Genomic DNA, 26,969 nt, shown 5'->3' with positions numbered 1-26,969 from the left:
TTACGATTTCACAGCTTGCTGCTTGTTACGCTCCATTTCCTTGGCCCCCATATGGGTCAGAATACAGAAAATAATGCAGCAAACTACGGCGGTCAGCAATACATAGAAGCCGCCGTTCCAGCCCACCCGGTCCACCATGAACCCGAAGAGGGTAGTCCCTAAGGAAGCGCCCAAAATATAGCTCATAAATCCGCGCAAACCTACCGCCGATCCAACGGCAAAGGGGGGCACGACCTCCAACGTCTGCACGGAAGCGAGGAACTGCGGAATGTAAATCAGACATCCGATGATGGCCGCGAAGATGGTCGTGACCACCAGCGACCCGCTCTGCCAGTAGCCGATGATGCAGAAGAAAATCAAGACCATGGCAATGATAGCCGGCGGCATGCGGTACCCCTTGAAGAACCGGTCCGATACGTACCCGACCAGAAGCGTGGAAGGGATGGCCGCCCATTCGAAAAACAGAAAGGCGACGCTCATCTCTGCTTTGGTGAAATTTTTCACATTCAAAAGATAGATCGGCAGCCAACTGATAATACCGAAGCGCACCATGTATACGAATACATCGACGAACGAGACGAACCACGCGTTTTTATTGAACAAGACATAACTTTTGAAAATTTGCCAGACGGTCATATCTTCCGGCGGCTTGGAATCCGATTTGACATTCATCGCCGGATCGGAGTCATCTTGAACCATTTCATTCAATGGCGGCAAGCCTTCATTGACCGGAGAGCCCTTCGTCAGTGCCAATACGATCAAGGCGAACACGATGGCAACCGCCGCCGGCACTTGATAGCTTGCCGCTTGCCAGTGCTCCTGGCCAAGCATGGCGAAGCCGACGCCAACGACAGGGGCAACGATCCCGCCGCCGATATTATGCGAGATGTTCCAGATGGCGCCGACGACGCCTCTCTGTCTGCGCGGGAACCAGTTCGCGATCGTGATGAAGCTGGGGCCGACTCCCATTCCCTGAAAGATGCCGTTCAAGATGACGAGCCCGGCGAACATCCAGAATGCCGTAGAGAAGCCCAGCATAATATTGACCAACGCGCACATGAGAAGGCCTAACGCCATATACCTTTTCGGATCGGCTTTATCCGCAAGGCTGCTCATCAGGCCTTTACTGATTCCATAGGCAATGAGCATGCAGCTGCTCAGCAGACCGACTTCCGTCGCGCTGAGGTGGAGGTCGTTTTGAAGATGAGGCGTCGATAAGGCAAAATTGTTGCGAACGATGTAATAGGCCATGTAGCCGAAGAAAACACCAAGCAAGGATTGGACCCGGAAGCGCTTATACGTTTTTTGGACTTGCTCGGGCGGAACCTTGGCAGCGCTTACTCTAGGCTTCAAAAAGGAAATCATGCGATCAACCTCGATTCTTAGCTGTTGATAATAAAATATGATTACGGTGGGCACGATGCATTTCAACGGTTTGGGGAACCGGTTTCATTAGCGTGCTGTCTATTGGCTGTTCACTGTCTTATTCCACCCCCCCTGTCTTTCTGTTTGCTTTCCTCGCTTTTCATTATCGGGCTTAGGCAAGCTGCGATACTATCAGCAAAGTTCTGATTTTTTGTAGGAGTTATCGAGAGTGATGTCGGAAAAAATCCTACACCGCCCGGGATGAGTAGGCATAAACTCTTAAAATCTATTGGAAAGGGCATCGTATATAGAGAGGGCATGCTTTTCATGCTATACTTGGGGATGCAAAAAAGCGCCTCCGAGATGGGCGCCTTCGAGGGAGGGAGCCTACACGCATCATGAATAGAATGAGGATCAGGCTGCCAGGCGTGAGAAGGATGCTGCTTCTGATGCTGCTGGCCGCGATGATATCGGGGTGTACGGCCGGGAGTGCCAGCTATGACATTGTGTTTGCCGAGACGGAAAATGCGCCGCTCGATTCCCGGGACGATTCGCCTTCACCGGTTCGAGTGGCGATTTCCAGTGTGCTGTCACCGACGGATACCATCAATTATTATCAAGCGATTGCCGATTATGTGGGAGAGAAGCTGAACCGGCCCGCGATACTGATTCAGCGCAAGAGCTACAATGAAATCACCATGTTAATGATGAATGGCGGGGCGGATCTCGCTCTGCTGTCGTCAGGGGCCTATCTGACCTATAAGCAAAAGCAAGCCGAGGGGCTTGAAGCGATTGCGATGCAGGAGCGAATGGGAGTGCCCTATTATTATGGTTATCTGGTCGTCAATCGCGATAGCGGGATGACCGATATTAACGATTTGAAGGGGAAAAGCATCGCCATTACCGACCCTGCCAGCTATTCCAGTTATTTTTTCATTAGTGAGCGGCTAGCGGAAATCGGGGAAACGCCGGAGCATTTTTTCGGACGCTCTGTGTATACCTACAATCATGACAGCTCGCTCAAAGCCATCATTGACCGGGTCGTGGATGCCGCGGCGGTGAACAGCCTGGTCTACGAGCAGGCCAAGCGGAAAAACCCGGACTTGGCTGATTCCTTGTATATTATCGCCAAATCGAAGCCGGCAGGCACCAGTCCCGTCGTCATCAGCAGCAGCTTGCCGGAGGAAGAAAAGCGGATGTTGCAAGAAATTTTTCTGTCCATGCATGAGCAGGAAGCGATGAAGCCTGCACTGGATGGGCTATTCATCGATCGCTTCGTTCCCTTCGATCCGCGGCTCTATGAGACCGCTTACAGGGACAAGCCTGCGTCGCGAGGCCCCCGCCTATGAGATGGATGGGCAGGCTTCGGATTAACCAGAAAATATTCGGCACCATCTTCGCCGCCCTGATCTTTCTTGCACTGGTCCTCGGCTCGATCATCTGGGACTCGCTGACGAGCATGATGGCAGAGGAACTGAAGAAGCGCGGCGCCAATATCGCGCACAATATTGCGGCTTTAAGCTCGGATTACATTTTAACGGATGATCAATTTTTGCTTCACTTGCTCATCTCCCAGGCACAGAAGACGAACGAAGATGTTCGCTATATCCTGGTCCTCAACAGTAACAACGGTCTGGTCGGGGACACGTTCTCCGGACAACTCCCGCGAGGCATCCGGACCGCGCACTTGCCCGATGGCTCGAACGGGCAGCAGGCCGCTACGCTGCTAACGGATGAAGGCCGCATTCATGACATCCTGGTCCCCATCGAGGGGGGAGATGTAGGATTCGTACGGGTTGGCATGGAGGAGACGCAGGCCCGGGCCTATATTTTTATGAAAATCGGGGAACTGATTGTCGCGGCATTAGTGGTGTGCGCGGCCACGGCCGGCATTACGTATTATGTTACCCGCTTCATTACGAAGCCGATCAACGATCTCGTTGCCGTGGCGACCGGGATATCGGCCGGGAAGCTGTCTTTGCGGGCGCAGGTGACGAGCGATGATGAGGTAGGGAAGCTGGCGCAGGCGTTCAATGAAATGGCAAATAACCTGATTGACTCCAACATTGAAGTCGAAAAGCTGCTGATCGAGCTGCAGCACAAAGATCGGCTGCGGGATACGCTGATCTTGAAGCTGCTGTCCGCGCAGGAGGATGAGAGAAAGAGAATCTCGCGCGAGCTGCATGATGAGACGAGCCAGGCGCTCACGTCGCTGATGGTGACGATGCGCGTGCTGGCCAATGAAGCGAAGGATGCCGAGCAGCGGGAGCTGCTGTATGCCAGCCGCGATATGGCGGCCGGGATTTTGCGGGAGATCCGGGATTTGGCGGTAGAGTTAAGACCGCCGATTTTGGACGAGCTGGGTTTGATTCCGGCCATCAAGAAATATGCGCAAAAATTCGAAGAGAAGCACAAGATTGCGGTGCTCCTGTCCGTTCCCGACGCGGATATCGCCATCGGCAGTCATATCGCGGTCGCCTTGTACCGGATTTTGCAGGAGAGCTTGACCAATGTCGTGAAGCATGCGGCGGCGAGCCGGATTGAGATCAGGATGGACGTCTCCGATTCTCGCATTCAGTTGACGATTCAGGACAATGGTCACGGCATCGATCCGGAAGATTTCGTACGGGCGCGCGAGCAGCAGCGGATCGGAATATACGGCATGAAGGAAAGAGCCGAGCTCCTTGGCGGTTCCTTCCATGTGACAACGATGAGTGCCGGCGGGACCGAGCTTCGGGCGTCCATCCCGCTAGCGCTGGACAAAGGGGACAGTGATGGAACAGACCATTCAGACCGTCAAGATCATGATCGCGGATGACCACGCGTTGCTCCGGGCAGGCTTGAAGCTGCTATTGCACAAAAAGCCTTCCTTCCAGGTGGTGGGCGAAGCCGCCGATGGCGTGGAGGCCCTGCGGCTGTATGAGGAAGTCCAGCCGCATCTGTTGCTGCTCGACATCAGCATGCCGCGCCTGGACGGCATCCAGGTGCTTGCCGAGATCAAGCAGCGCCATGAGCAGGCGAAAGTCATCGTCCTCACCATGCATGAAGATGAAGATTATGTCACATCGATCATGCGGGCGGGAGCATCCGGCTATATTCCGAAGGCGGCGGTGGATGAAGAGCTGTACACAGCCATTGATTCGGTGATGAGCGGATATGTCTACCTGCGGCCGCAGGAAACGCGGATACTGCTGTCGTCGATGCTGAAAAAAACGGCGCATAATTCGGAAGCCGGCGATCCTTACCGGCTGTTGAGCCCGCGGGAGATCGAAGTGCTCCGCTTTCTCGCCAGAGGCTATACCCTGGTGGAGACCGCCCGGGAATTGATGGTCAGCATCAAGACCGTCGATACGCATAAGACGAGAATGATGAATAAGCTGAATGTAACGCGCCGAAGCCAGCTTGTCGAGTATGCCATGAAGCATCATCTTCTGCAGGGCGGACCGGAATTGTAGCGTTGTGAACAGGTTGAAGAAAATCACCTTGAAAGCCGCTGGCTTGAAGGTGATTTTTTTGTGCCCGGCCTTGGGAGAGCAGGTCCGCGATCGATATGCTGCGCATTTCCCTATAAATTTTATTATTTTAATTTTGTCGGATTCGGTAGTTTTCCGTTGTTTTCCTATTAACCTGTTTGTTATCACCGATTTCATTCCGGCGCAAAGGGGGGAAAGCAATGATTCAATTCCATCAAATTAACAAGCATTACGGCAAATTCCACGTGTTGAAGGATATTAACTTGTCGATTAAGCAGGGGGAAGTGGTCGTCGTCATCGGACCGAGCGGCTCCGGGAAGAGCACGATGGTGCGCTGCATCAACCGCTTGGAAGCGGTTACGGACGGCGAGCTGATCGTGGATGGTGTCCGGGTCAATGATAAGTCGACCGACATCAATCAATTGCGTCGGAATATCGGGATGGTGTTCCAGCATTTCAACCTGTACCCTCATAAGACCGTGCTGGAAAACATAACGCTCGCTCCGATACAAGTCGCCGGCATGTCGAGGCAAGAAGCCGAGCAGGCGGCGATGTTGAACCTGGAGAAGGTGGGCATTGCCGATAAAGCGAAGGCTTACCCGTCACAGCTGTCGGGAGGCCAGCAGCAGCGCGTCGCGATCGCGCGGGGATTGGCGATGAAGCCGAAAATTATGCTGTTCGATGAGCCTACCTCGGCGCTCGATCCGGAGACGATCGGAGAAGTGCTCGATGTCATGAGAACGCTGGCCAAGGAAGGAATGACGATGGTCGTCGTCACCCATGAGATGGGCTTCGCGAGAGAAGTGGCGGATCGCATCGTGTTTATGGATCAAGGACGGATTATTGAAGAGGCGGAGCCGGCCGACTTTTTTACCAGCCCGCGGGAGGAGAGGGCGAGAGTATTCCTCAGCCGGATATTAAACCACTAAGGCTGCTTTTGATCACGAAGTTACCCAGATAGCAGCTCGGCATCGAATCGAATAAAAAAGGAGTGTTCTTAATGAAACGTTGGTTTAAAGTTATCGGGGCGGCCGTAGCCGCCGCATTACTTGTAAGCGCTTTATCCGCATGCTCCCAAACATCCGCCGGAAGCGAAGGAACGATCGACCAGATTAAAAAGAGAGGCAAAATCGTTGCCGGGGTGAAGTACGATCTGAATCTGTTCGGGCTGAAGGATCCGGGCACCGGGGAAGTGCAGGGTCTCGATATCGACATCGCGAAGCAGATCGCGAAAAAGGTGCTCGGCGACGAAAACGCGATCGAGCTGATGGAAGTGACGTCCAAAACGCGCATTCCGATGCTGAAGAATGGCGACATTGACTTCATTATCGCAACGATGACGATTACGGATGATCGGAAAAAGGAAATCGATTTTTCGGACGTTTATTTTACGGCTGGCCAATCGCTGCTCGTTCCCGTTGACAGCCCGCTCAACTCCATCAAAGATCTGACCAAGGAGTCGAAAGTGTTGACCGCCAAAGGATCGACATCCGCCAAAAATATTCGCGAATCGGCGCCGGATGCGCAGATCCTTGAATTCGAGAACTATGCCGAGGCGTTTACGGCCTTGAAAGCGGGCCAAGGCCACGCCCTGACGACCGACAATGCGTTGCTGTACGGGATGGCGCAGCAGGACACCAACTTCCGCGTCCTGGATGAGACCTTCACGGATGAGCCTTATGGCATCGGAATCCGGAAAGGCGATGAAGAGTTCGTCAAAGTGGTCAATGAGACCTTGAAGGAACTGAAGGACAGTGGCGAATATGACCGGATCTTTGAGAAATGGATCGGCAAAAAACCGAACTAAACCAAGTGCAGTGAGGGGGGAGCAGGCGCTCGCCCCCTTTTTAGAAAACCGTGACCGAAGCTGACCCATCCTGGAAGGGGGAAACTATGTTGATTCAATTTAACGTCCTTACCGAGCATCTCGACCGTTACTTAATCGGATTGGGGGGGACCGTTGCAGTCAGCGTCATTTCACTGTTCGCGAGCTTTATCCTCGGCGCCGTAATTGCCGTATTCCGCATTACCCCCATCAAGCCGCTGCAATGGTTCGGCACCGCATATGTCGAGTTTCTTCGCAATATCCCGCTGATGCTGATCGCCATTTTTGTTCTCGTTGGCTTGCCGCTGTTGACGGGCGCCCTTCTGGTGCCGTTTGCGGCCGGACTAACCGCCTTGACGGTATATACCTCTGCCTTTATCGCGGAGGTGATTCGCGCCGGCATCCAGGCGGTTCCCGCCGGACAGATGGAAGCGGCACGCTCCTCCGGGCTGACCTATATTCAAGCATTGCGGCATGTCATCCTGCCGCAGGCGATCAAATTAGTCATTCCGCCGTTGGGCAACCAATTTTTGAACCTAGTAAAAAATTCTTCTATCTTGACCGTGCTGTCGGCCTCGGACTTGATGTACCAAGCCGATCTGATTAATTCCGACACCTTCGACACGTTCAGCACGTACATTTTTGCCGCGGCGTTTTACTTGCTTTTGACGATTCCGCTGAGCTTCGGCATTCGTTTCCTGGAACAGAAGTATCAGACCGGCAAAGGAGTTGAGGCCTAATGGACTTTCTCGGAGCGCTGTCCCCCGTCAATATTCAATTTCTGCTGCAGGGCTTTCTCATTACGATCGAGGTGGCTCTGATCTCGATTGCACTCAGCTTTGTCATCAGCGTCCTGGTCGGCACGGTCCGGTACGCCAAGGTGCCGGTGCTGGGCAAATTATTCGCGGTCCTCGTCGAGATGATTCGCAACCTGCCGCTGCTGCTGATTATCTTTTTTACCTATTTCGCCCTGCCCCAGCTCGGCATTAAGCTTGACAAATTTACCGCCGCGGTCATTGCGCTTGTTATTTTCGAGTCCGCGATGATCTCCGAGATCGTGCGGGGCGGACTGAATTCCGTCGAGAAGGGCCTGATTGAAGCAGGGCGTTCTTCCGGCTTGACGCAGGTGCAGACGCTGAGGCATATCGTGCTCCCGATCGCGCTGCGCCGCATGGTGCCGCCCATGGTGAGCCAATTCATCTCTCTGCTGAAGGACACGTCGCTGGCGGTCGTCATTGCGCTGCCGGAGCTGATGAATCATGTCAATATCATTAACGGCCAGAATGTCAACTACGTCATTCCGACGTTCGTGTTTGCGGCGCTGCTGTACTTCGTGGTCAATTACGTGCTGTCGATCGCTTCACTAAAGCTGGAAAGCAGACGTTCCTGAAAATGGATATTTTGCGAGACAAAATGGGCTCTTTTCCTGTACGATAAGAGGGAGGACGTTGAGGGCATCGGGAGGAAAGGGGCGATACGATCAGCGTGCGAGATCACAGGCTGCTCATTTGGAGCATCATTCTCTTATCGACGGGATTGCTGGGCGAAATGAAGATCACCCCGTTTGGCGGCGATTTTCGCTTCTCGCTCGGAATTATGGCCTATTTTTTCGGACTGCTATGGTTCTCTGTGCCTGTGCTTGCGACCGGCATCGCCGTGGGCGCCTTCGTCGTTGTCTTCCGCATCATGTTAGGAACGCTGCTGCATGGCATCCCGATAGACGAAGGATTGATGCAGCATATGCCCGTATTTTTTTATTATGTCACCTTCGCGGCGATGATCTTCCTGCTCAAATTGAAAGCCAACGTAGAATATCATGTCAAAGTCGCCATATTCGGCGCGTTGGCGGATATCGTATCGAATGGGGCGGAATTGCTCGTTCGGTTCGCTGCCGGCACGCCGCCGAACATGACGGTTCATGAGGCAATGCTGATCATTCTCGTTGGCTTACTGCGCAGCTTTTTTGCCGTAGGCTTATGCAATATGCTGGCGATTCGTCAAGTTCGGGCATTGGGAGAACAGAGGCAGAAGGAGTTAGAGCGGTTAATGCTCATTAATTCGGATCTGTTCGAAGAGGCCATCTATCTTCGCAAGTCAATGTCCCATATTGAAGAAATTACGCGGGAAAGCTACCGGTTGTACCGAACGCTCAAAACCGAATCTCACCCGGGCGCGGCACAGGCGCTTCATATCGCGGAGCATGTGCATGAGGTGAAAAAGGATTCGGAACGGATTTTATCCGGCTTATTCAAAATTATCCAGCAGGAACGGATGCTGTCCAAGCGCATCTCGATTGCCGAACTATGCGCCATGGTGACGCGGGCCAATGCGAATTATGGCTTGCTGCTCGGCAAAAGCGCAGACATCCAGGCCGAATGCGACATCAATCTGTCCACCACCGAAATTTATCCGCTTCTCTCCGTACTCAACAACATCGTATCGAATGCCGTAGAAGCGCTGCCGCATCAAGGCCGCATCCGGGTGCACGTCGATCTCCGCGACCAATCCATCTTGTTCTCCGTCATGGACGACGGCCCGGGCATATCCGCCGATGAACTCGATTTGATCTTTCATCCCGGATTCACGACCAAATTCGATGCCGAAGGGAACTCTTCCACAGGCATCGGACTGTCGCACGCCGCCGATATCGTGCGTTTGCTTGATGGAGACATCCGTGTCCGCAGCGCTCCCGGGAACACATGCTTCGAGATCCGGATTCCTGTGGAGCGGCTGACTTGAAGAGGTTGATCGATCGAAAGGGAGGCTGTCAACGTTGTTGAAATTTTATCTGGTTGAAGACGACCCTGCCGTCCGCAAAATGTTATCGCGCATCGTCGACGAGAGCGGCCTGGGAGAGGTCGTCGGCGAAGCGGGGGACGGTTCCTATGCTTCCGCGTCCGCTGTCCGGGAGGCGGACATTGTCATCCTCGACCTGCTCATGCCGGGGCGCGACGGGATTGAGACCGTCAAAGCGCTGCGTGATGAAAAGTACAGCGGCAGATTCATTATGATCTCCCAGGTGGAGAATAAGGAAATGATTGGCGAGGCTTACCAGCAAGGCGTCGATACGTTTATCCAAAAGCCGATTAACCGTCTGGAGGTGTTGGCCGTGCTGCGGCGCGTCTCCGATCATCTGCTGCTGGAGAAGTCGATGCAGACGATCCGCAATTCGCTTCGCACGCTGGAAAGGTCCGGGACCGCGGATGCCGCGCCGGGCATTCCTCTCAACAAGGAAAAACCGATCGAACAACAGGCCCGGTCCTTGCTGCTGCAATTGGGGATTGCCGGTGAAGCGGGCGCTCCCGATCTGATTCGGATTATGACCTGGCTCAAGGAACAGGAGCAAGGGCATAGCATCCTGCCGGATCTGCCCCCGCTCAAGACCATCTACGAACAGGTGGCGCTCCGCAGCGGCAAGGAGGCTGGTTCCGATGCCCACCTGCAGAAGGACGTGCGCGCGATCGAGCAGCGTATCCGCCGCTTAACATTGCAAGCGCTTACCAATTTGGCGTCGCTAGGCTTGAGCGATTACGGCAACCCGACCTTCGAATACTTCGCATCCCGTTTATTCGATTTTCAGGAAGTGCGCCTGCGCATGCGGGAGCTGGAGGAACAGAACAAGTCATCCGCTTCCAAAATTAATCTGAGAAAATTTTTGTACGTGTTTTATATCGAGTCCTCAGCCCCCGGCCTGTGAACCATCCTCCTGCACAGCAAGACAGCTCCTTCCAAGGCATAGGCCCGGAAGGAGCTGCATCGCTTACTAGCGCTCCGGCAATTCCTCATCAGCAGGTTGGCAGCGCGCTACGCGCTCCAGCATCTCCTCGATGACGAGATGAGGCGATGTGTCTTGAAGCCATTGCTGGCCGAACATTTGAATAATTTTAATTAACGGGAAATCATTCCAGAATCCGATGAACTCCTCGTTCAAGATGACGGCCTCTTCCGCATGCCGATTCATATCCGCCAGGTATTCCTCCAGCACCGCCCGCGAATGGGAATAGCGCAGCCAATCGCTGAGCAGGCTGAAGGTGTGAAATTGTACGGCTTGCTGCGTGCCGAAATCACAGTGCAGCCGGCAGCGAAGCCGGATATCACGGGAGGAGCTTCCCGCGAGGATATTGAAAAAGCCCATATCGGCTACCCAGCGCTGCTGCTTGGTGTTGTAATACGAAAAGTCCCGCCGGTCTAACGTAAAATGAACCATTTTCGTTTCTCCCGGCTCCAGGTTTACCTTCGCAAAAGCCTTCAATTCTTTGTCTGGACGCTGCCACAGGCATTCCTCGTCATTCACATACAACTGGATGATTTCCTTGCCGCTTCGGGTGCCTGTATTGCGAATAGCGCAGGTGACATGCACTTCGTCTCCCGTCTGAACCGCCTCGAGCGACACGTACTCGAATGTCGTATAGGACAAGCCGTGGCCGAACGGGAACTGAGGCTCCAACTGCTTCCGATCATAATATCGGTATCCGGTGAACAGCCCTTCCCTATAAAACAGCTTGCCGTTCTCGCCGCGCGGGTACAGATACGAAGGGGTGTCCGACAGCTTGACTGGGAATGTCTCCGACAGCTTGCCCGACGGATTGACGAGGCCGAACAGAATTTCGGCGATGGCTCGGCCTCCGCCTTGCCCGGACAGCCAGCCCTGAATCACGCAAGATACTTGATCAATCCAAGGGCGCATGACGAGGGCGGTACCGCTGCTAAGAACGACGATACAATTCGGTTGGGCATCGGCTACCGCTTGAATCAGCTTACTCTGATGGCACGGCAAGTCGATCGAGGCGATGTCGAGCCCTTCCGATTCAGAGGATTCAGGTTGTCCGGCAAAGATGATTGCTACATCCGAACGTCTGGCCAATGCGACGCTCTCCTCGATCAAGCATTCGTCAATCGTATCGGGCGGGCTATCTTGAGCATAGCCTTCCGCATAGCGAAGCTCAAGGCGCTCTCCGGCGATGTCTTGCATCTCATCCCAAGGGATATCGACCTGCGTCGGTGTCACCTTGGCGCTTCCCGCCCCTTGGATTCTTGGCTGCTTTGCGAATCGGCCGATGACGGCGACGGATGACAGGCGTTCAGGCTGTAGCGGGAGCAGCCCCTTATCGTTTTTCAGCAGAACCATGCTCTCGGCGGCCGCACGGCGGGCCAGCTTATGCCGCTCTTCGGCGGATGGGAGCTCTACCCCCCGATGCTCTCTCGTCCGGCGAACCAGCTCCAGAATTCTTCTTACGCACGTGTCCAATTGCCGCTCTTCTAATTCTCCGGATTGCACCGCCTCGACGATGGCCTTCGTATTGTAGTGGGCCGGGCCCGGCATCTCCAGATCAAGACCTGCTTTGATGCCCTTGACACGATTGTCAACGGCGGTCCAGTCGGAGAGGACGACGCCGTCATATCCCCATTCTTCCCGCAGAATTTTCTTCAGCAAGAACTCGTTCTCACTGGTGTACTCGCCATTGAGCAGGTTGTAAGAGCACATGATCGTCCACGGATTCGCCTTTTTTACAATTCGTTCGAACGCGCTGAGATAGATTTCACGCAGCGTGCGCTCATCAACCTCCGAACTGGTGATCATCTTCTCGTACTCCTGATTGTTGCATGCGAAGTGCTTGACGGATGCTGCCACGCCCTGGCTTTGCAGCCCGTCCACGAAGGCGGCGCCCAGTTCTCCTGTCAGGCATGGATCCTCCGAATAATATTCGAAGTTGCGCCCGCCGAGCGGAGTTCGCTTCATATTGATGCCCGGTCCGAGCAATATTTCGACATCGAGCTCTCTTCCTTCCTTGCCAAGCGCGACGCCGAGTTCGCGCAGCAGCTCTACGTTCCACGATGAGCCGATCGCCGAACCCGTCGGGTAGCACGTAGCCGGCACATTGTCCCCGAAGATTCCGAGTTCTTCCATGCTGGCTGTTTTTCGGATTCCGTTCGTGCCGTCATACATGGCGATCGCAGGAATATTCAGCCGATCGACGCTTTTGGTCATCCACATGTTCAATCCCGCGCATAGCGACGCTTTTTCTTCCAGCGTCAATTGCGTCAGTATCATATCCGATTCAGTTACTGTTTTCATTGTCAGACCTCCTGTATCATGCTGTCATATCTCTTTTTTCGTTTGCGCTAGTTGTTCTTTGCGGCATTCCTGCATGTCATACGCTTTGAAGAAAGGGAACCAGACGGCGAACATGATAAGCAGGACCACTGCCAACAAGAGCAATCCGCCAAGTCCCGACACGATGTAAGTCGAGATGCCAAGCGGGGTATACCACATCTGGAACAGTTGGCTTGGAATGGCGGCAAGACCAAGATCCAGCGCGACATAGACGATAATCGGAACAATCAATCCGTTAATCCACATCGGGATCATCAAGATCGGATTGAACGCGATAGGGGCACCATAGATGACCGGCTCATTGATATTGAACAGCGAAGGCACCAGCGTCGTCTTGCCGATGGCGCTCAGCCGCTTCGATTTGGCGAAGAGGAACCAGATGACCAGCGGCAGCGTGGCGCCCATGCCGCCTACGCCGACCCAACCGGAGAAGAAGGTCTCGAAGGTGTTGATATTCATTGGCTCCATGCCCTGGGCGACAGCGGCGGCGTTGGCTTCAATGGCCGGCAGCCAGATGGCGAAAAATATCGGCATCAGCACCCACGGGCTGACTCCGAAGGAATACAGGAACACTCCGATGAAATTGAACAGCACGAACCCGAGCAAGCTCTGGCTAATCTGGTTCAGCGGTTCGAACACATTCAAGATCAAGACGAAGATGTCGAACTGCAGCGGATACGTCAGGACCCATCCGGCACCCAAGATCAAGGCAATCGGCACGAGAAAGTCGAACCAATCGACGATGAATTCCGGAAGACTCGTATCTTTTTTGAAAAAAGAGAACTTGTGAAACGCGCTGAAGACAACCGCGACAAGCACGCCGACGATGAGCGAAGTGAACATGCCGCTCGGGCCGAACCGCTCCAGGATGAAGCTGATCGTTCCGTCTTCCCCGAACGTCGGCTTCAGCAGCATCAGGTAGAAGGCTAGTCCGGTACAGCCCGCAATCAGTTTGATTTTATGGCGTTCTTTCTGCTCCATCACTTTATATGGAGTGAGAAAAGCGATGAATAGCCCCAGCAGGCCGAAGCTGAAGGTCGAGACCGGCGACAAATCCGGCATTCCCGGGATAAAATCGTTCAGGATCGACAGCAGTGTAATCAGAGAGCCGATAAACACCATCGGCAGAGCAATCATGATCGAGTCCTGGATCGAGGCAACCCATACATTTTTCGTGAATGTATCTAATTTGGGGGCAAAACGTTCATTCATCCACTTCATAAACCGATCCATAGGCCGTTCCTCCTTATGTTGATTCATTCGTGCACACTCAGTGTAGATGAAAATGAATGCGTTTTCTTGGCCTTTGTTGCCGACCCTGTGGTTGTTTTTTGTTCTTCTTGCCGCAGTGAATCGGAACGGGAAGAGGAGAACGCGCCCCGATACAGCAAAAAAACACCCTTTATGTCAAAAAGGGTGTCTGCATCTTCAATATTGGCGCTGCAAGGTAACAAGCTGTACGCCATGCGGCGGAATCACGAAGCGGCGATCGAAGGAGGAGACGGCTTCGAGGAACTCCACCGTGACGGCCGGCCCGGTTCTCCGCCGTAAATAATCGATCTCCTCCTCGCCCGGCGTACCGGGAGCCCCCATGCGCGCCCACTCGTCGAACAGCGAGCCATGATCGCGGTCGAGCCGGTACGTTGTCGCCTTATAATCCCCTGATAGCCCGTCGAGATGAAGCGCGACTTCAAGATCCCCTTTTTCCTCAAATACCCTATATCTGTCCCGCTCCGTCAGCCCGGACCAATCGCCGCTCGCGAACAAAGGATCGACATGAACGTAATGGTACAGCAGAATCGAATAGTCTTCGCCCGATGTGGCAATGGCATACCCTTCGCCCTGCCGGAGCAGATTTCCTGTCAGCTTGGCGAGAAGCTCGAACGCGTAATAGGCGGGCTTCCTTAATCCATTGCGGTTGAATAAGCCGAAGCCGCCGTGCAAGATGGCGGGAACGGCCTGGCTCTCCTCGAACACGTCCGTGAACGACCAAAAGCCGAGCGAATGGAGACTCCCCTGGGACTGCAGCGCATGCCGCAAAATAAACGGGGCCATGAACATCGTGTCGTGAATATAATTCCGGTCGTAGAGCGAGAAATTCCACTCCGTAACATGAAGTTCCGGCATCACGGGGAGCTGGGCGGCCTGCAGCTTGCCGCGGACTCGCTCGATCGTCCTGCCGTAAAAATCAGGCGGCATGATTGTAGTCAGCCGCTCTTCATACTTGGTGAACGGGTACTCGGAATAGACGTGGAACGAGAAGAAATCAAGCGGCGCTTGGGAGGTCTTGCAATAGTTGAAAAAGTCTTCCGTCCATGTGTCGTTCCATATCGATCCGTAACCCAGCGCCGGACCGCCCGTTCTCAGTTCGGAATCCACCGATTTGATCGCTCCGGCCGTAGCTTGGTAAAAACGAAAGTACTCCTCCCGGGTTCCCGCCCAGCAGATCCCCTCCAGGTCCGGCTCGTTCCATACTTCAAAATACCATTGCTTCACCTCCTCCAGCCCGTACCGGTTTACGCAATGGCGCACGAACTGGCGCACCAGCTCCGTCCATTTCTCCATGTCGCGAGGGGGCGAGATATTTCCCTTCCACCAAAAAATGGTCTCGTCGGAACGGCGCAGCAGTGAAGGCATAAAGCTCAGCTCGACAAAAGGCCTTGTTCCGGCGCTTAACAGAAAGTCGTAAAGCCGATCCACGTAAGACCAGTTATAGACGGGCATGCCGTCTTCCGCCTCGTTATAGATCATCATCTCGTCGTTGAAAATTCCGTGAAAGCGAATGTAACGGAACTTCAGCCTGGACTGCATCTCCCGGAACTGTTCCTGCCAATCGGCGCGGAGTCCCTCAATCGCCCGCCCTGCCGTGGTGAGCATCCTCCAGTTGGGCTCGTAGGGATGAACCGGATCATCGGCGTGAATATCGATGGTGATGCTGTCGCTGGCCAGCGGGGAGCTGAGCGGCAGCTCGTAGCCGCGCTCCAGATAAGCGTATAAGGAATCCATTGCCTGGATCGTGTCGATATCGTAATAAGCGCCATGGATTGCGCTCGTGTTCACATTCCAGCGGCTGCTTTTTTTGAGTGTGTCCCGCTCCTGCTTCTCCCGGTAGCCCGTCGGGGTGGTGCCGTACTTTTCCTTGAAATAGGTGTTGAAGGCTTTCACATTAGCGAAGCCGCATTCCGAAGCGATTTGGGTTACGTTTTTATTGGTGCCGGCGAGCAGCTCGACTGATTTCTCCAAGCGGACAAGCGTCAAGTATTTTTGGAACGGGATGCCGATCTTGTCTTTGAAAAAATGGGAAAAATAGTGCAGGCTTAAATGTTCTTGCCGCGCGATGTCCTGCAGCGTAATCTTTTTGCTGTAATGCTTATCAATATATTGAAGCACCCGGTTCAACCGTCTGAGCTCATAATCGTTGCCTGGCTCGGCGCCAGGTTCGCCATCCGGAAGCGCCTCGTGCGGGAAGGAACGCACCAGATGCCCGATCAGCATATGCAGCAGCCCTACAGCGCAAGAACGGTAGCCGGGCGGCTTTTTGTTCAACTCCCACGCCATTCGAGCCAAGTAATGACGAAGCTTGTCATGCGCAGGCTTGCCGTCGGCCCCGCGGTCAAGCGAGCTGCAATGAATATGCATGGGCCGCTCGAGCAGTTCCGGACTGAATTGCAGGGCCAACAATACATTGTCCTGACCCGTCTTTTCGATTTTGTGCGCAGACAAGCTGTTGATGAACAGGAAATCGCCGGGATGATAATCATGATTGTGCTGGCCGACATAGATCCGCACGCTCCCCTGCAGGACGCAGATCAACTCCACCTCTTTGTGCCAATGGAATTGAATATGATCCACGCTGTTGACGAACATGCGGAACGGCATGTCATCCTGGTGTTCGATGAACTCGTACAAGTATTTCATGGAATTCCTCCTCGCAAGCGCGGCATCCGCCAGCTCCCAGCCTGATCCACGGACGCGCGCCCCCATTGCTCCTTTATGCGCCCTTTCACTGTACCACGCCCATACCGCTTCTGTCATTCCGGCTTGTTCTCGAAGTAGCGCCGGTCCTTCAAAAACAGCTTCCAGAACAAATAAAAGACCGGAACGAGCAGCAGGGCGCTGACGATATAGCTGATGAGCAGCGAGCGGAAGATCGCAGGATTCGTGATGCTCGCTTCAATCGTCAGCTGCGGATAAATAATGTAAGGCAGATGGGCTCTCCCGTACGCGTAGCTGGCGAAGGCGTACTGCAAAATAACGAGCACGACGGCGGCTCGGGAATGCCCCTTCCAGCCGTCTTGGCGCGGGACGAACAGACACGCATAGCCAATGACGAAGGCGGCGGCGGACAGCGTGAAGCCGACCCGCTGCTCACGGAAGCCCGCCACGATCCACGCAGCCTCCGGCTGCACGGTAAGCGTGACGGCGAGCGCGGTCAGCAGGCTGAAGGGGCCGAAGATGACGGCCCAGCGCCGGTAGATGCGGTAGGTCGCGATATCGCGCGCCTCGCGGGAGTAATCGGCCAGGAACAGAGCCGAGAAGAACAGCTCTGTCGCGTAGCCGAAGGCGAGGTGGGCATACAGCGTCGGGCTGGCCAGCAGCTTCCCGAAGTCGAGCATCAGCCCGCCGTCCGGAGTCTCCATAATGAAGCCGCCGAGCGTCACGGGGAGGACCGAGACGAGCAGCCCCGGGATGAGCAGCCCGGTCACGCCCGAGATGATGCTGATCGTGCGTCCGTACCGATGGACGGAATATCCGTACACGAGGAAGGCGCTGCGCAGCGTGAGCAGCACGAGCACGAGACAGACCGGGACGAGCAGCACGGAAGCGAGCCCGAGCGTCGCCCCGGGGAAAAATCCGACGAGCGCGACGACGAACAGGACCAGGAACGTGTTGGTAACCTTCCACGAAGGAGATAAATACCGGTTGGCCAGCTCGGCGGCCCGGCCGTCCTCGCTGCGGCGGCCGTAGATCATCGACCAGAAGCCGGCCCCGAAATCGACGGAGCCGAGCAGGCTGTAGACGAACAGGAACACCCACAAGATCGAAATGGCGATTGTGGCGTCGGTCATGTGAATGCCTCCTCCGTATGCGGACGGTCATGATCCGGCGTCGGCTCCTGCAGCTCCGCGGAGACGGGATGCCGCCGGAAGTAGAAGCGGAGCACGAGCGCCGTCAGCACGAGCAGCAGCACATAGATGCCGACGAAGAGGAGGAACAACGAGCCCATATTGTCGCTCTGCAGTGCCGCTTCCGACGTGCGTTGGATGCGGTAGATGGTCCACGGCTGGCGCGCGGAGCAGCTGAAAATCCAGCCGATCTCGATGGACAGCAGCGACAGCGGTCCGGTGACGGCCAGCACATAGCGGAGCCAGCGCGGATACGGGCGCGGCGACTTGCGCGTGAACGCGCGCCACAGCACGACGACAAGCGCCAGCCCGAGCAGGCCGAAGCCGATGACGACCATTAGATTGAACAAGGTGTGGACGAAGAGCGGCGGCCAATCCTCGCGCGGAATCTCATTGAGCCCCTTCACCTCGGCATCGAACCGGTTCGAGGCGAGGAAGCTGAGCATGCCCGGGAATTCGATGCCATACTTGATCGTCCGCGTCTCGGGATCGGGAATGCCGCCGAGGACGAGCGGAGCATGGGTCGTCGTCTCGAACAGCGCCTCGGCCGCAGCCAGCTTCTCTGGATTGTGGCGGTACATCGATTGGGCGGCGGCATGGCCGTTCAGCGCGGTGGCGAGCGTCATGACGAGCCCGATGACGAGGCCGAGCATAAGCCCCTTGCGGTGATAAGCTGCTTCCCGCTCCGTCACATTGCGCTTGAGCAGGCGCCAGGCCGCGACCGTCACGACGAAGAAGGCGCCGGTCATATAGGCCGTGCTCAGCACGTGCAGCGCCGAGGTCGCATACGAAGGATTGAAGAAAGCCGCCCACGGATCGACGTCGGTAATCTTCCCGTCGACGATGCGGAAGCCGGCCGGCGTATTCATCCATGCCTGTGCGGCCGTGATCAGCGCGGCGGAGGCGCTGGCTCCGACCATGACGAAGAAGACGCTCAAGATGCGCATGCCATGGGTCAAGCGATCCGCTGCGTAGAAGTAGATGGCCATAAACAAAGCCTCGAAGAAAAAAGCCCAGATCTCAATCTGGAACGGAAGCGCGATGACATGGCCGACGATTTCCATGAAGCCCGGCCACAGGAGAGCGAGCATGACGCCGACGATGGTGCCTGATGGAATGGCGACGCCGAGCAGGATGCCTAATGTTTTGGTCCAGCGCTTCGCCATGATCGCATAATCCGAATCCTTCTTGCGCCAGTACATAATCTCCGCGAACACGATCATGAGCGACATGCCGACCCCCAGCGTCGCGAATATAATGTGGAAAGCCATCGACGTGCCGAACAGGGAGCGGGTCATCGTAACGGAATCCATACAAACACACCTCTTCTGCTGTCATTTCCGCTTAGTGTGTGGAAAATAGGTGCGGAATATGCATGATTACCCAATTCGCGGAAGCCGAAAAAGCCCGCTTGCGCGGGAGGGAAAATCCCCACGCGCAAGCGGGCCGTATCCTCGTATGATTCGGATCAGGTGTCGAATTTGCATTCGTCCAGCGGAATCATTTTCGTCCGGTGCTTCCATTTGTAACCGAGCCAGACGGAGAGGAAGATCGGAAGACCGATATAGGTCATCAATAATCCCTTCCAGTCGATGCCTTCCCCGGTGAAGGCCTGATAGTTCTGTCCGACAATGACGATCATACAGAGCGCGAAGGCGAACAGCGGGCCGAACGGGAAGAATCTCGCCTTATAAGGCAATTCCTTCAGATCGTGGCCTTGCTTCACGAAGGCCCGCCGGAAGCGGTAATGGCTGACCGCGATGCCGAGCCAAGCGATGAAGCCGCACATGCCGGAGGCGTTCAAAAGCCAAATATAGACGACGCCGTCCCCGAAGAAGGTGGCCAGGAAGGCGAGCATGCCGATAATCGTCGTGATGATGAGCGCATTGATCGGAACGCCGCGTTTGTTCAGCTTGCTCAAGAACTTGGGCGCCTTGCCTTCCTTCGCGAGAACCCAGAGAACGCGCGTCGAGGCATACATGCCCGAGTTGCCGGCTGACAGCACGGAGGTCAGAATGACGGCATTCATAATCGCGGCTGCGAACGCGAATCCGGCCTTCTCGAAGACGAGCGTGAACGGGCTCGTGTTGATGCTGTCCACATCGCTGGCCAGCAAGCTCGGATGCGTGTACGGAATCAGCAGCGCGATAACGAAGATGGCGCACACGTAGAACAGCAGGATCCGCCAGAATACCTGCCGGATGGCGCGCGGCACGCTCTCGCGCGGGTTCTCGCTCTCGCCGGCGGCGACCCCGACGAGCTCGGTGCCCTGGAACGAGTATCCTGCCGCCATGAAGACGCCGAGCAGCGCGAAAAATCCGCCGTGGAACGGACCGTCTCCGATCCGGAAATTTTCAAAGCCGACGCGTTCGCTGCCCAGGATGCCGAAGATCATGAGCACGCCGACGACGAGGAATATAACAACCGTTGCGATTTTAATGATAGCGAACCAATATTCGGACTCCCCATAGCCTTTGACGGACAAAAAATTCAGCAAGAAGATGACGCTGAGGAAGAGCAGACTCCATATAAATGAATTGCTGTCAGGGAACCAGTACTTGATGATGAGCGTAGCGGCCACCAGCTCCGAAGCGATCGTAATCGCCCAGTTGAACCAGAAATTCCAGCCCAGCGCGAACCCGAACGACGGATCGACGAAGCGCGTCGCATAGGTGCTGAACGATCCGGGATCCGGCATATAGGTTGCCAGCTCCCCCAGACTGGTCATCAGGAAGTAGACCATGATGCCGACGGCAATATAGGCGGCGAGCGCGCCGCCCGGTCCCGCTTGGGCGATGGCTCCGCCGCTGGCCAGGAACAGCCCTGTGCCGATGGAGCCCCCAAGCGCGATCATCGTAATATGACGGGTCTTCAGGCTGCGGCGCAGCCCGGACTGCCGATTATCTTCTGTTGCCTTCATTGTTGAAAACCCTCGCTTCCTTGGTAATTGAACAGTGGTCGGAAGGAGCGGCGACATGACAAAAAACCGTTCGAGCGTATCACGTCCGACGGTTAGACCGTCCCCATCATACCCTTCCTTAAAAGATAGCGCACCATACGGGAACGGGTAGTCCCGTATGACAGTGCTGCGCCTTTCGGCAACAGCCCCAGCCCGCGTGCTGGAAGATGCCCGCAGACTTCGGCGGTGGTTCCTTTCCCTCTGCCTCCTCGGCGCTTCCCGCCTCCGCAGAGCTACTACTAACAACCGCAACCTCTACCTCATCTCGGATAGGATGAGGATTTGCATGATGTGCACAATGGCACGTTATATTCGTTAAGTATAAAGAATGCCCCGGGGGGAATCAATGACAAATGTTCCCGAAAGTTTGCATAATGTGACGGAAGCCATTCCGGAGCTCACACACGTGACCATGTCCATGGAGTTATAATGGGAAGAAATTTTTTTCAAAAGTAAAACATAAAAAGAAAATAATTTACTGTATGGTCCGTACGGTGATATAGTAAGGATAACTTCGGAGTGAAGAAATACATTACTTACGTGGAGATGCATACAGATGAACCGAAATGCCACTGTATTTGAACAGGTCAAAGGAAAGCTGATCGTGTCTTGCCAGGCGCTGCCGGATGAACCGCTGCACAGCCCGTTCATCATGGGGAGAATGGCGTATGCCGCCTTCCTGGGCGGAGCGGCGGGAATCCGCGCGAACAGCGTCGAAGATATTCAGGAGATGAAGAAGCAGGTGAAGCTGCCGATCATCGGCATTATCAAGCAGGACTATGAAGGCTCGGATGTGTTCATTACGCCGACGGACCGGGAAGTCGGACTGCTCTATCGCGAAGGCGTCGATATTATCGCCATTGACGCGACGGATCGGGTGCGGCCGGACGGAACGACGATTGCCGAGCAGTTCCCGCAGTTAAAAGCGAAGTATCTGGATCAATTGTTTATGGCGGATTGCTCCACCTACGAGGAGGCCATGACCGCGATCGAGCTGGGCTTCGACTGCATCGGCACGACGCTGAGCGGCTATACGGAAGCGACCCGGGGCAAGGCGCTGCCGGACTTCGAGCTGCTGGAGAAGCTTGCGGCCGCTTCCCCCGTCCCGGTCATCGCGGAAGGCGGCATCTCGACGCCGGAGGAGCTGAAGCGGGCATTCGATCTCGGCGTGCATACAGCCGTCGTCGGCTCGGCGATTACGAGACCGATGGAGATTACGAAGCGCTTCGTACAGGCCATTGAGCGGGCTGAATAGCATCGTCTAGTCATGATGCTCTGATTGTGTTCTACACAGCGCATATAGAAGGGCAGGGCGTTCGTTATGAAAATTGTGGCGGCGGATATTGGCGGGACGACGACCAAGATCGGCCTGTGCGACGAGTCGGGACGGATTGAGCGGTTCCAGGAATACGAGACCGAGAGCAAGCGCGGCGGCGAGCATGTCATCGGGAAGCTTATAGCTCATCTGGAGGAGTACAGCGGCTATGATGCGATTGCCGTCAGCACGGCGGGACAGGTCGATGCGGATGCGGGGGTGATCGTCTACGCCAATGAAAATATTCCGGGGTACACGGGGATGCGCATCGCGGACAGGCTGACGGAGCGGTTCGGCAAGCCGGTCCGGGTTGAGAATGATGTTAATGCGGCTGCATTGGGCGAGGGCCGCTTCGGCGCCGGCCGCTCCTATGCCGACTTCCTGTGTCTGACCTATGGCACAGGCATCGGCGGCGCGATCGTCATGAATGGCGGCATTTACCGGGGGGCGAACGGCGTGGCCGCCGAGTTCGGCCATATGATGACGCATGCTTGGGCGGAAGGCCGCGATCCGGAATTCAAGCCGTATTACGAGAAATTCGCCTCGACGACGGCACTCGTCCATATGGCGCGGCAGGTTGATCCGGAATGTATCAACGGGCGGATATTATTTGATAAAATAGACAAGGGCAACGAGCCGCTGCGGCGTGTCGTTGACGGCTGGATCACGGAAGTCGCGGCCGGGCTGGCGTCCATCGTCCATATCTTCAATCCTTCCGCCATCGTGATCGGCGGCGGCGTCATGGAGCGGGACGAGCTGGTCCGTCAGGCGGAAGCGCGGACGAAGGAGTTCATTATGGCCAGCTTCGCCGGGGTTCGCATCGTCAAGGCTTCGCTCGGGAACAAGGCGGGGCTGTTGGGCGCCGCATCGCGTTTTTTGCCGTAAATATACACTAGGGGGGTGGATGCACTGCGTAATATAAGTATTCTGACCCGCATTCATTCCATGTATAATTCCTTCACGAACACCGAGCGCAAAGTAGCGGATTATATATTGGAGCATACGAGAAGCGTCATCTATATGTCCATCACTGATCTGGCCGATGCCTGCGACGTTGGGGAATCGAGCATTTTCCGGTTCTGCAAGTCGCTTACTTTCAAGGGCTATCAGGAGTTCAAGATCGCATTGGCGCACAGCATTACGGCGGAAAATGAAATCCCGCAGCTGACCGAGCAGATCGGGATGGACGACACGATCGAGCAGGTGGCATCCAAAGTATTGACCACGAATGTCAATGCGATCAACGAGACGTATGACCTCCTCAAGGCGGACGATATCGAGAAGGCGATCGGCTATATGATTCAGGCGGAACGCATTCATTTTTTTGGCGTGGGCACGTCCTTGATTACCGCACTCGAAGCGAAGAACAAATTTATGCGCATCACGAGAAAGACGGAATGCTCCTTCGACTCCCATCTTCAGATGATGTCGGCCGCCCTCATGACCGAGCGCGACGTGGCGGTCATGTTCTCGTACTCGGGCTCGACCAAGGACACGATCGAGGCCGCGAAGAAAGCGAAGGAGAAGGGGGCCAAGATCATCTCGATCACCCGCTTCGTCAAATCTCCGTTGACGCTGCACTCGGACGTTACGCTCCTCTGCGGAGCGAATGAGGGCCCGCTCCAGGGCGGCTCCTTGTCCGCGAAGATCGCGCAGCTGTACTTGCTGGATGTGCTGTATGTCGAGTATTTTAAGCGCACGTACCAGGAATCGATCGACAACAAGGAGAGCACGGCGAACGCCGTCATTGAGAAGCTGCTGTAGGGCAGACAGGTTAAGGGGATAGCATCCGTGGGGGCTGGCAACCTTGACAAGCGATGCTGGCGCGTTTTCTGGGGGCCCCTTTGCTTTCTTTCCCGTATGGAACGCCATTATGGATTTTGATGGCCTCAGCCGGAGAGCAGTCGCGGACTGCTCTCTTTTTTGCACGCGTGGTGCGCGGCTAGCTGGGGTGAAGGTTAAGTAGATAGGCTGCTTAGCTTGTAAGACCTGCACACTGTTTAACTTGCAAAGCTGCTTCGTCAGCTTAGCCTGCTTAGTTTGCTTCGTCAGCTTACCTGCTTAGTTTGCTAGTCTGTGAAGCTACTTAACCTGTTTAGCATGCAAGTCCACCTTAGTCTGCAAGTTCTGCTTATACTAAAGCCTTACTTGAAATGCCTGCATAGAGCAGAATTGCTACGAAAGATGCAATGGGCAGAAGTATATGCAAAACCTGTACGGAGCAAACCCGGTAAGCCGAGGTTCCCAGGCAAATTGATAAATCAATACTGTCGTTGAGCGGGACGACGCGGCGTGCAGTACATAAGTCTATAGATCCATCCCCCTAGCCTCTTATGACCAATATCCCATCAGCTCAGGGAACGAACTGCTCTTTGTCTCTTATGACCAATATCCCATCAGCGCAGAAAACGAACTGCTCTTTGTCTCTTATGACCAATATCTCATCAGCGCAGAAAACGAACTGCTCGGTGTCTCTTGCGGCCTAATTACTGCAAAAGCGCAGGTTTTTCTCTTGGTTTTTCGACTTTTTAACAAAATTCCTGCCAGAATGCAGCTTTTCACCCGGTTCCCCTCCATATCAAGCCATGGCGCCGCGAATTGCTGCACTTTAGCAGGATTTCTTTTTTCAGAGAGAGGGCCGGTGAAGAATCCTGTGTTATCGCAGGATTTTCGAGAGCTGTGCAGCGAGTCACGTGGATTACCCCCGTTTTTTCTCCAGACAATGTCTTCCTAACGACATAATTGCGATTATAATAGAATCAACATCACAGTACTACAATGGTGACAGTGTAAGGCAAGACATATATCGGCGTAAATGGGGAGAGAAGCCGGATGATGAGGGGGAATCTGAATGTACCAAGGCTGGGGCAACCGCTCGGTCCCCATTCGGGATGCGAAGGGGCAGCCGCGCGTCTCGGTGAAGGACGTGTCCTTCAAGCGGATCGGGGCCTTGTTCCGACCGTATCTGTTCCGGCTTTTCTGGATTGTTTTTCTGGCGCTCTCCGGCGCCATTATCGGCCTGCTGCCGCCGCTCGTCATGCAGCGCATTATCGACATCGCCATCCCGAACAAGGATGTGGCGCTGCTGCTGACCTGTGCCGCGCTGCTCGTCGGGCTGCCGATCGCAAGCGGGATGCTCGGCGTGCTGCAGAGCCATCTCAATACGCTCGTGACCCAGCATATTATGTCCGATCTGCGGCAGGGGCTGTTCCGTAACCTGCAGCTGCAATCGGTCGGCTTCTTCACTGCGGCCCGCTCCGGCGAGGTCATCCAGCGGGTGACCGATGATGTGGCCGCGATTCAAAATGTCGTCACGAACGTCGCCGTATCTTCGCTCACGCAGATCGTTATCATCTGCACGACAATTGGCATCCTGTTCACCCTTGACTGGAAGCTGGCGCTGATGGCGATCGTCATCCTGCCGTTGTCGATGATCCCGGTGCGCAAGGTATCAGGTTACCGCAAGCGGCTGCGCTCGGAGACCCAGAAGGTGCGGGCCGACATGTCCGCGCAATTGGGGGAAGTGTTCGGCGTCTCGGGCGCATTGCTGTCCCGCATCTTCGGGCGCGAAGCTGCGCTGCAAGCCCGGTTCGAGGAGCAGAACAACAAGGTGAAAGAGCTGGAAGTGAGGCTCAACCTGGCCGGACGCTGGTTCTTCATGTTCGTCTCGACGCTGGGGCCGCTCGGCACGGCGCTGATCTATATGTATGGCGGCTATCAGGTCATCTACGGCCCGATGACGATCGGCGCGATTGTCGCCTTCGCGGCCTATCTGTCCCGGCTGTATCAGCCCTTCGGCACCTTGCTGAATCTGCACGTCGAGGTTGTTACCGCGATGGGGGTCTTCCAGCGTATTTTTGAATATATGGATATGGAGCCGGAGGTGAGGGACCGGCCAAATGCGAAAACGCTTGGCGCGGTTCAAGGCGCGGTGGAATTCGCCGATGTCACCTTCCGCTATGGCAGCGGAGGAGAGGTGCTTCGCGGCATCAGCTTCCACGCGGAGCCTGGGGAAGTGGTCGCCCTTGTCGGACCGAGCGGCGCCGGCAAATCGACGCTGATCAACCTGATCGGCCGCCTGTATGACGCGACCTCAGGCATGGTCTTCATCGACGGCTATGACGTGCGGGACGTGTCGCTGGAGTCGCTGCGCGCCCAGGTCGCGTACGTCACCCAGGAGTCGTTCATGTTCCACGCGACGGTGGCCGATAACCTGCGTATCGCCAAGGACAGCGCGACCCAGGACGAGCTGGAGGAGGCTTGCCGCAAGGCTTATATTCACGATATGATTGCCGGCCTGCCCCAAGGCTATGATACCGTCGTCGGCGAGCGGGGGCATCGTCTCTCCGGCGGGGAACGGCAGCGGCTGGCGATTGCGCGGGCGATTCTCAAAAATCCGCGCATCCTCATTCTCGATGAGGCGACATCCCATCTGGACTCCGAATCGGAGGCGTATGTGCAGGCGGCTCTGTCTGAGCTGATGCAGGGGCGGACGACCATCGTCATCGCTCACCGCTTGTCTACGGTCCTCTCCGCCGACCAGATCTTGGTCATGGAAGAGGGCGAGATTGTGGAGCGGGGACGGCATGAAGCGCTGCTGAAGCTGGATGGGCGCTATGCCTCGCTGTACACGACGCAGTTCCACGCGACGCTGCATCCGGAAGAGGCGGCAGTGGCTCCGTCGCCGGGACATTGAGCCGATTAGAGGGGCTGTAGAGCCGGGAAATGAACCAAAAGACGGTATCCAGAACGGGTACCGTCTTGTACTGCGGGCAGGCAGGCGTATCGTCA

The 26,969-nt window shown here is 55.5% G+C and carries 20 protein-coding genes and 1 riboswitch; of the genes, 13 read left to right on the top strand and 7 right to left on the bottom strand.

Annotated features, from left to right (window positions below; translation table 11 throughout):
• The gene (pgtP, locus tag FLT43_RS12670; RefSeq protein WP_087444579.1) at positions 1-1,365 is read right to left on the bottom strand and encodes a phosphoglycerate transporter PgtP; all 1,365 of its coding nucleotides are present in this window, start codon (positions 1,363-1,365) and stop codon (positions 1-3) included.
• A 398-nt stretch (positions 1,366-1,763) separates the two neighbouring features.
• Between pgtP and FLT43_RS12665 the strand changes: the two genes are divergently transcribed.
• The 9 genes from FLT43_RS12665 to FLT43_RS12625 all read left to right on the top strand — a co-directional run bounded on the left by FLT43_RS12665 (position 1,764) and on the right by FLT43_RS12625 (position 10,360).
• Positions 1,764-2,714, top strand: coding sequence for a substrate-binding domain-containing protein (locus FLT43_RS12665; protein ID WP_244194353.1), 951 nt, complete (start codon positions 1,764-1,766; stop codon positions 2,712-2,714).
• Positions 2,711-4,183 carry a HAMP domain-containing sensor histidine kinase gene (locus FLT43_RS12660; protein WP_087444581.1) on the top strand — a complete coding sequence of 491 codons (1,473 nt, stop codon included), beginning with the start codon at positions 2,711-2,713 and terminating at the stop codon, positions 4,181-4,183. The genes FLT43_RS12665 and FLT43_RS12660 overlap by 4 nt, the downstream gene beginning before the upstream one ends.
• Positions 4,140-4,820: a response regulator transcription factor gene (locus FLT43_RS12655; protein WP_087444582.1), complete on the top strand. Its 681-nt coding sequence runs from the start codon at positions 4,140-4,142 to the stop codon at positions 4,818-4,820. The genes FLT43_RS12660 and FLT43_RS12655 overlap by 44 nt, the downstream gene beginning before the upstream one ends.
• Positions 4,821-5,038: 218 nt before the next feature.
• Entirely contained in the window at positions 5,039-5,767 is a 729-nt protein-coding gene (locus FLT43_RS12650; protein ID WP_087444583.1) for an amino acid ABC transporter ATP-binding protein, read from the top strand.
• A gap of 71 nt (positions 5,768-5,838) precedes the next feature.
• Positions 5,839-6,645, top strand: coding sequence for a transporter substrate-binding domain-containing protein (locus FLT43_RS12645; RefSeq protein WP_087444584.1), 807 nt, complete (start codon positions 5,839-5,841; stop codon positions 6,643-6,645).
• Positions 6,646-6,731: 86 nt separating this feature from the next.
• Positions 6,732-7,403 carry an amino acid ABC transporter permease gene (locus FLT43_RS12640; protein WP_174818167.1) on the top strand — a complete coding sequence of 224 codons (672 nt, stop codon included), beginning with the start codon at positions 6,732-6,734 and terminating at the stop codon, positions 7,401-7,403.
• Complete coding sequence (locus tag FLT43_RS12635; RefSeq protein WP_087444585.1) at positions 7,403-8,053, top strand: amino acid ABC transporter permease; 651 nt, start codon at positions 7,403-7,405, stop codon at positions 8,051-8,053. The genes FLT43_RS12640 and FLT43_RS12635 overlap by 1 nt, the downstream gene beginning before the upstream one ends.
• A 95-nt stretch (positions 8,054-8,148) precedes the next feature.
• Positions 8,149-9,402, top strand: coding sequence for an ATP-binding protein (locus FLT43_RS12630; RefSeq protein ID WP_087444586.1), 1,254 nt, complete (start codon positions 8,149-8,151; stop codon positions 9,400-9,402).
• Positions 9,403-9,436: 34 nt separating this feature from the next.
• Positions 9,437-10,360: a response regulator gene (locus FLT43_RS12625; RefSeq protein ID WP_087444587.1), complete on the top strand. Its 924-nt coding sequence runs from the start codon at positions 9,437-9,439 to the stop codon at positions 10,358-10,360.
• Positions 10,361-10,426: 66 nt separating this feature from the next.
• On the opposite strand, the gene FLT43_RS12620 is transcribed toward FLT43_RS12625, so the two are convergent.
• The 6 genes from FLT43_RS12620 to FLT43_RS12595 form a co-directional block, all read right to left on the bottom strand.
• Positions 10,427-12,739 carry a beta-glucosidase family protein gene (locus FLT43_RS12620; RefSeq protein ID WP_087444588.1) on the bottom strand — a complete coding sequence of 771 codons (2,313 nt, stop codon included), beginning with the start codon at positions 12,737-12,739 and terminating at the stop codon, positions 10,427-10,429.
• 24 nt (positions 12,740-12,763) lie between these two features.
• On the bottom strand, positions 12,764-14,011 hold the full coding sequence (locus tag FLT43_RS12615) for a PTS sugar transporter subunit IIC (RefSeq protein ID WP_087444589.1): 1,248 nt from the start codon (positions 14,009-14,011) through the stop codon (positions 12,764-12,766).
• A 195-nt stretch (positions 14,012-14,206) separates the two neighbouring features.
• Complete coding sequence (locus tag FLT43_RS12610; protein WP_087445384.1) at positions 14,207-16,696, bottom strand: GH39 family glycosyl hydrolase; 2,490 nt, start codon at positions 16,694-16,696, stop codon at positions 14,207-14,209.
• A 113-nt stretch (positions 16,697-16,809) separates the two neighbouring features.
• Positions 16,810-17,847 carry a cytochrome d ubiquinol oxidase subunit II gene (locus FLT43_RS12605; RefSeq protein ID WP_087444590.1) on the bottom strand — a complete coding sequence of 346 codons (1,038 nt, stop codon included), beginning with the start codon at positions 17,845-17,847 and terminating at the stop codon, positions 16,810-16,812.
• Positions 17,844-19,217, bottom strand: a complete 1,374-nt coding sequence (locus tag FLT43_RS12600) for a cytochrome ubiquinol oxidase subunit I (RefSeq protein WP_087444591.1) — start codon at positions 19,215-19,217, stop codon at positions 17,844-17,846. The genes FLT43_RS12605 and FLT43_RS12600 overlap by 4 nt, the downstream gene beginning before the upstream one ends.
• A gap of 155 nt (positions 19,218-19,372) precedes the next feature.
• Entirely contained in the window at positions 19,373-20,824 is a 1,452-nt protein-coding gene (locus tag FLT43_RS12595; protein ID WP_087444592.1) for an amino acid permease, read from the bottom strand.
• A 118-nt stretch (positions 20,825-20,942) separates the two neighbouring features.
• Positions 20,943-21,129: riboswitch (Lysine riboswitch) on the bottom strand.
• A 290-nt stretch (positions 21,130-21,419) separates the two neighbouring features.
• On the opposite strand from FLT43_RS12595, the gene FLT43_RS12590 reads away from it, so the two are divergent.
• The 4 genes from FLT43_RS12590 to FLT43_RS12575 all read left to right on the top strand — a co-directional run bounded on the left by FLT43_RS12590 (position 21,420) and on the right by FLT43_RS12575 (position 26,874).
• Positions 21,420-22,118, top strand: coding sequence for an N-acetylmannosamine-6-phosphate 2-epimerase (locus FLT43_RS12590; protein WP_087444593.1), 699 nt, complete (start codon positions 21,420-21,422; stop codon positions 22,116-22,118).
• 66 nt (positions 22,119-22,184) lie between these two features.
• Positions 22,185-23,063: an ROK family protein gene (locus FLT43_RS12585; RefSeq protein ID WP_087444594.1), complete on the top strand. Its 879-nt coding sequence runs from the start codon at positions 22,185-22,187 to the stop codon at positions 23,061-23,063.
• A 15-nt stretch (positions 23,064-23,078) separates the two neighbouring features.
• Entirely contained in the window at positions 23,079-23,942 is an 864-nt protein-coding gene (locus tag FLT43_RS12580) for a MurR/RpiR family transcriptional regulator (protein ID WP_438944422.1), read from the top strand.
• Between the two features lie 1,087 nt (positions 23,943-25,029).
• Entirely contained in the window at positions 25,030-26,874 is a 1,845-nt protein-coding gene (locus FLT43_RS12575; protein ID WP_087444595.1) for an ABC transporter ATP-binding protein, read from the top strand.
• Positions 26,875-26,969 lie beyond the last annotated feature (95 nt).

Origin of the sequence: Paenibacillus thiaminolyticus, from assembly GCF_007066085.1 — a bacterium.
GTDB classification, from domain to species: domain Bacteria; phylum Bacillota; class Bacilli; order Paenibacillales; family Paenibacillaceae; genus Paenibacillus_B; species Paenibacillus_B thiaminolyticus.
This window is presented reverse-complemented; position numbering and strand designations above follow the sequence as displayed.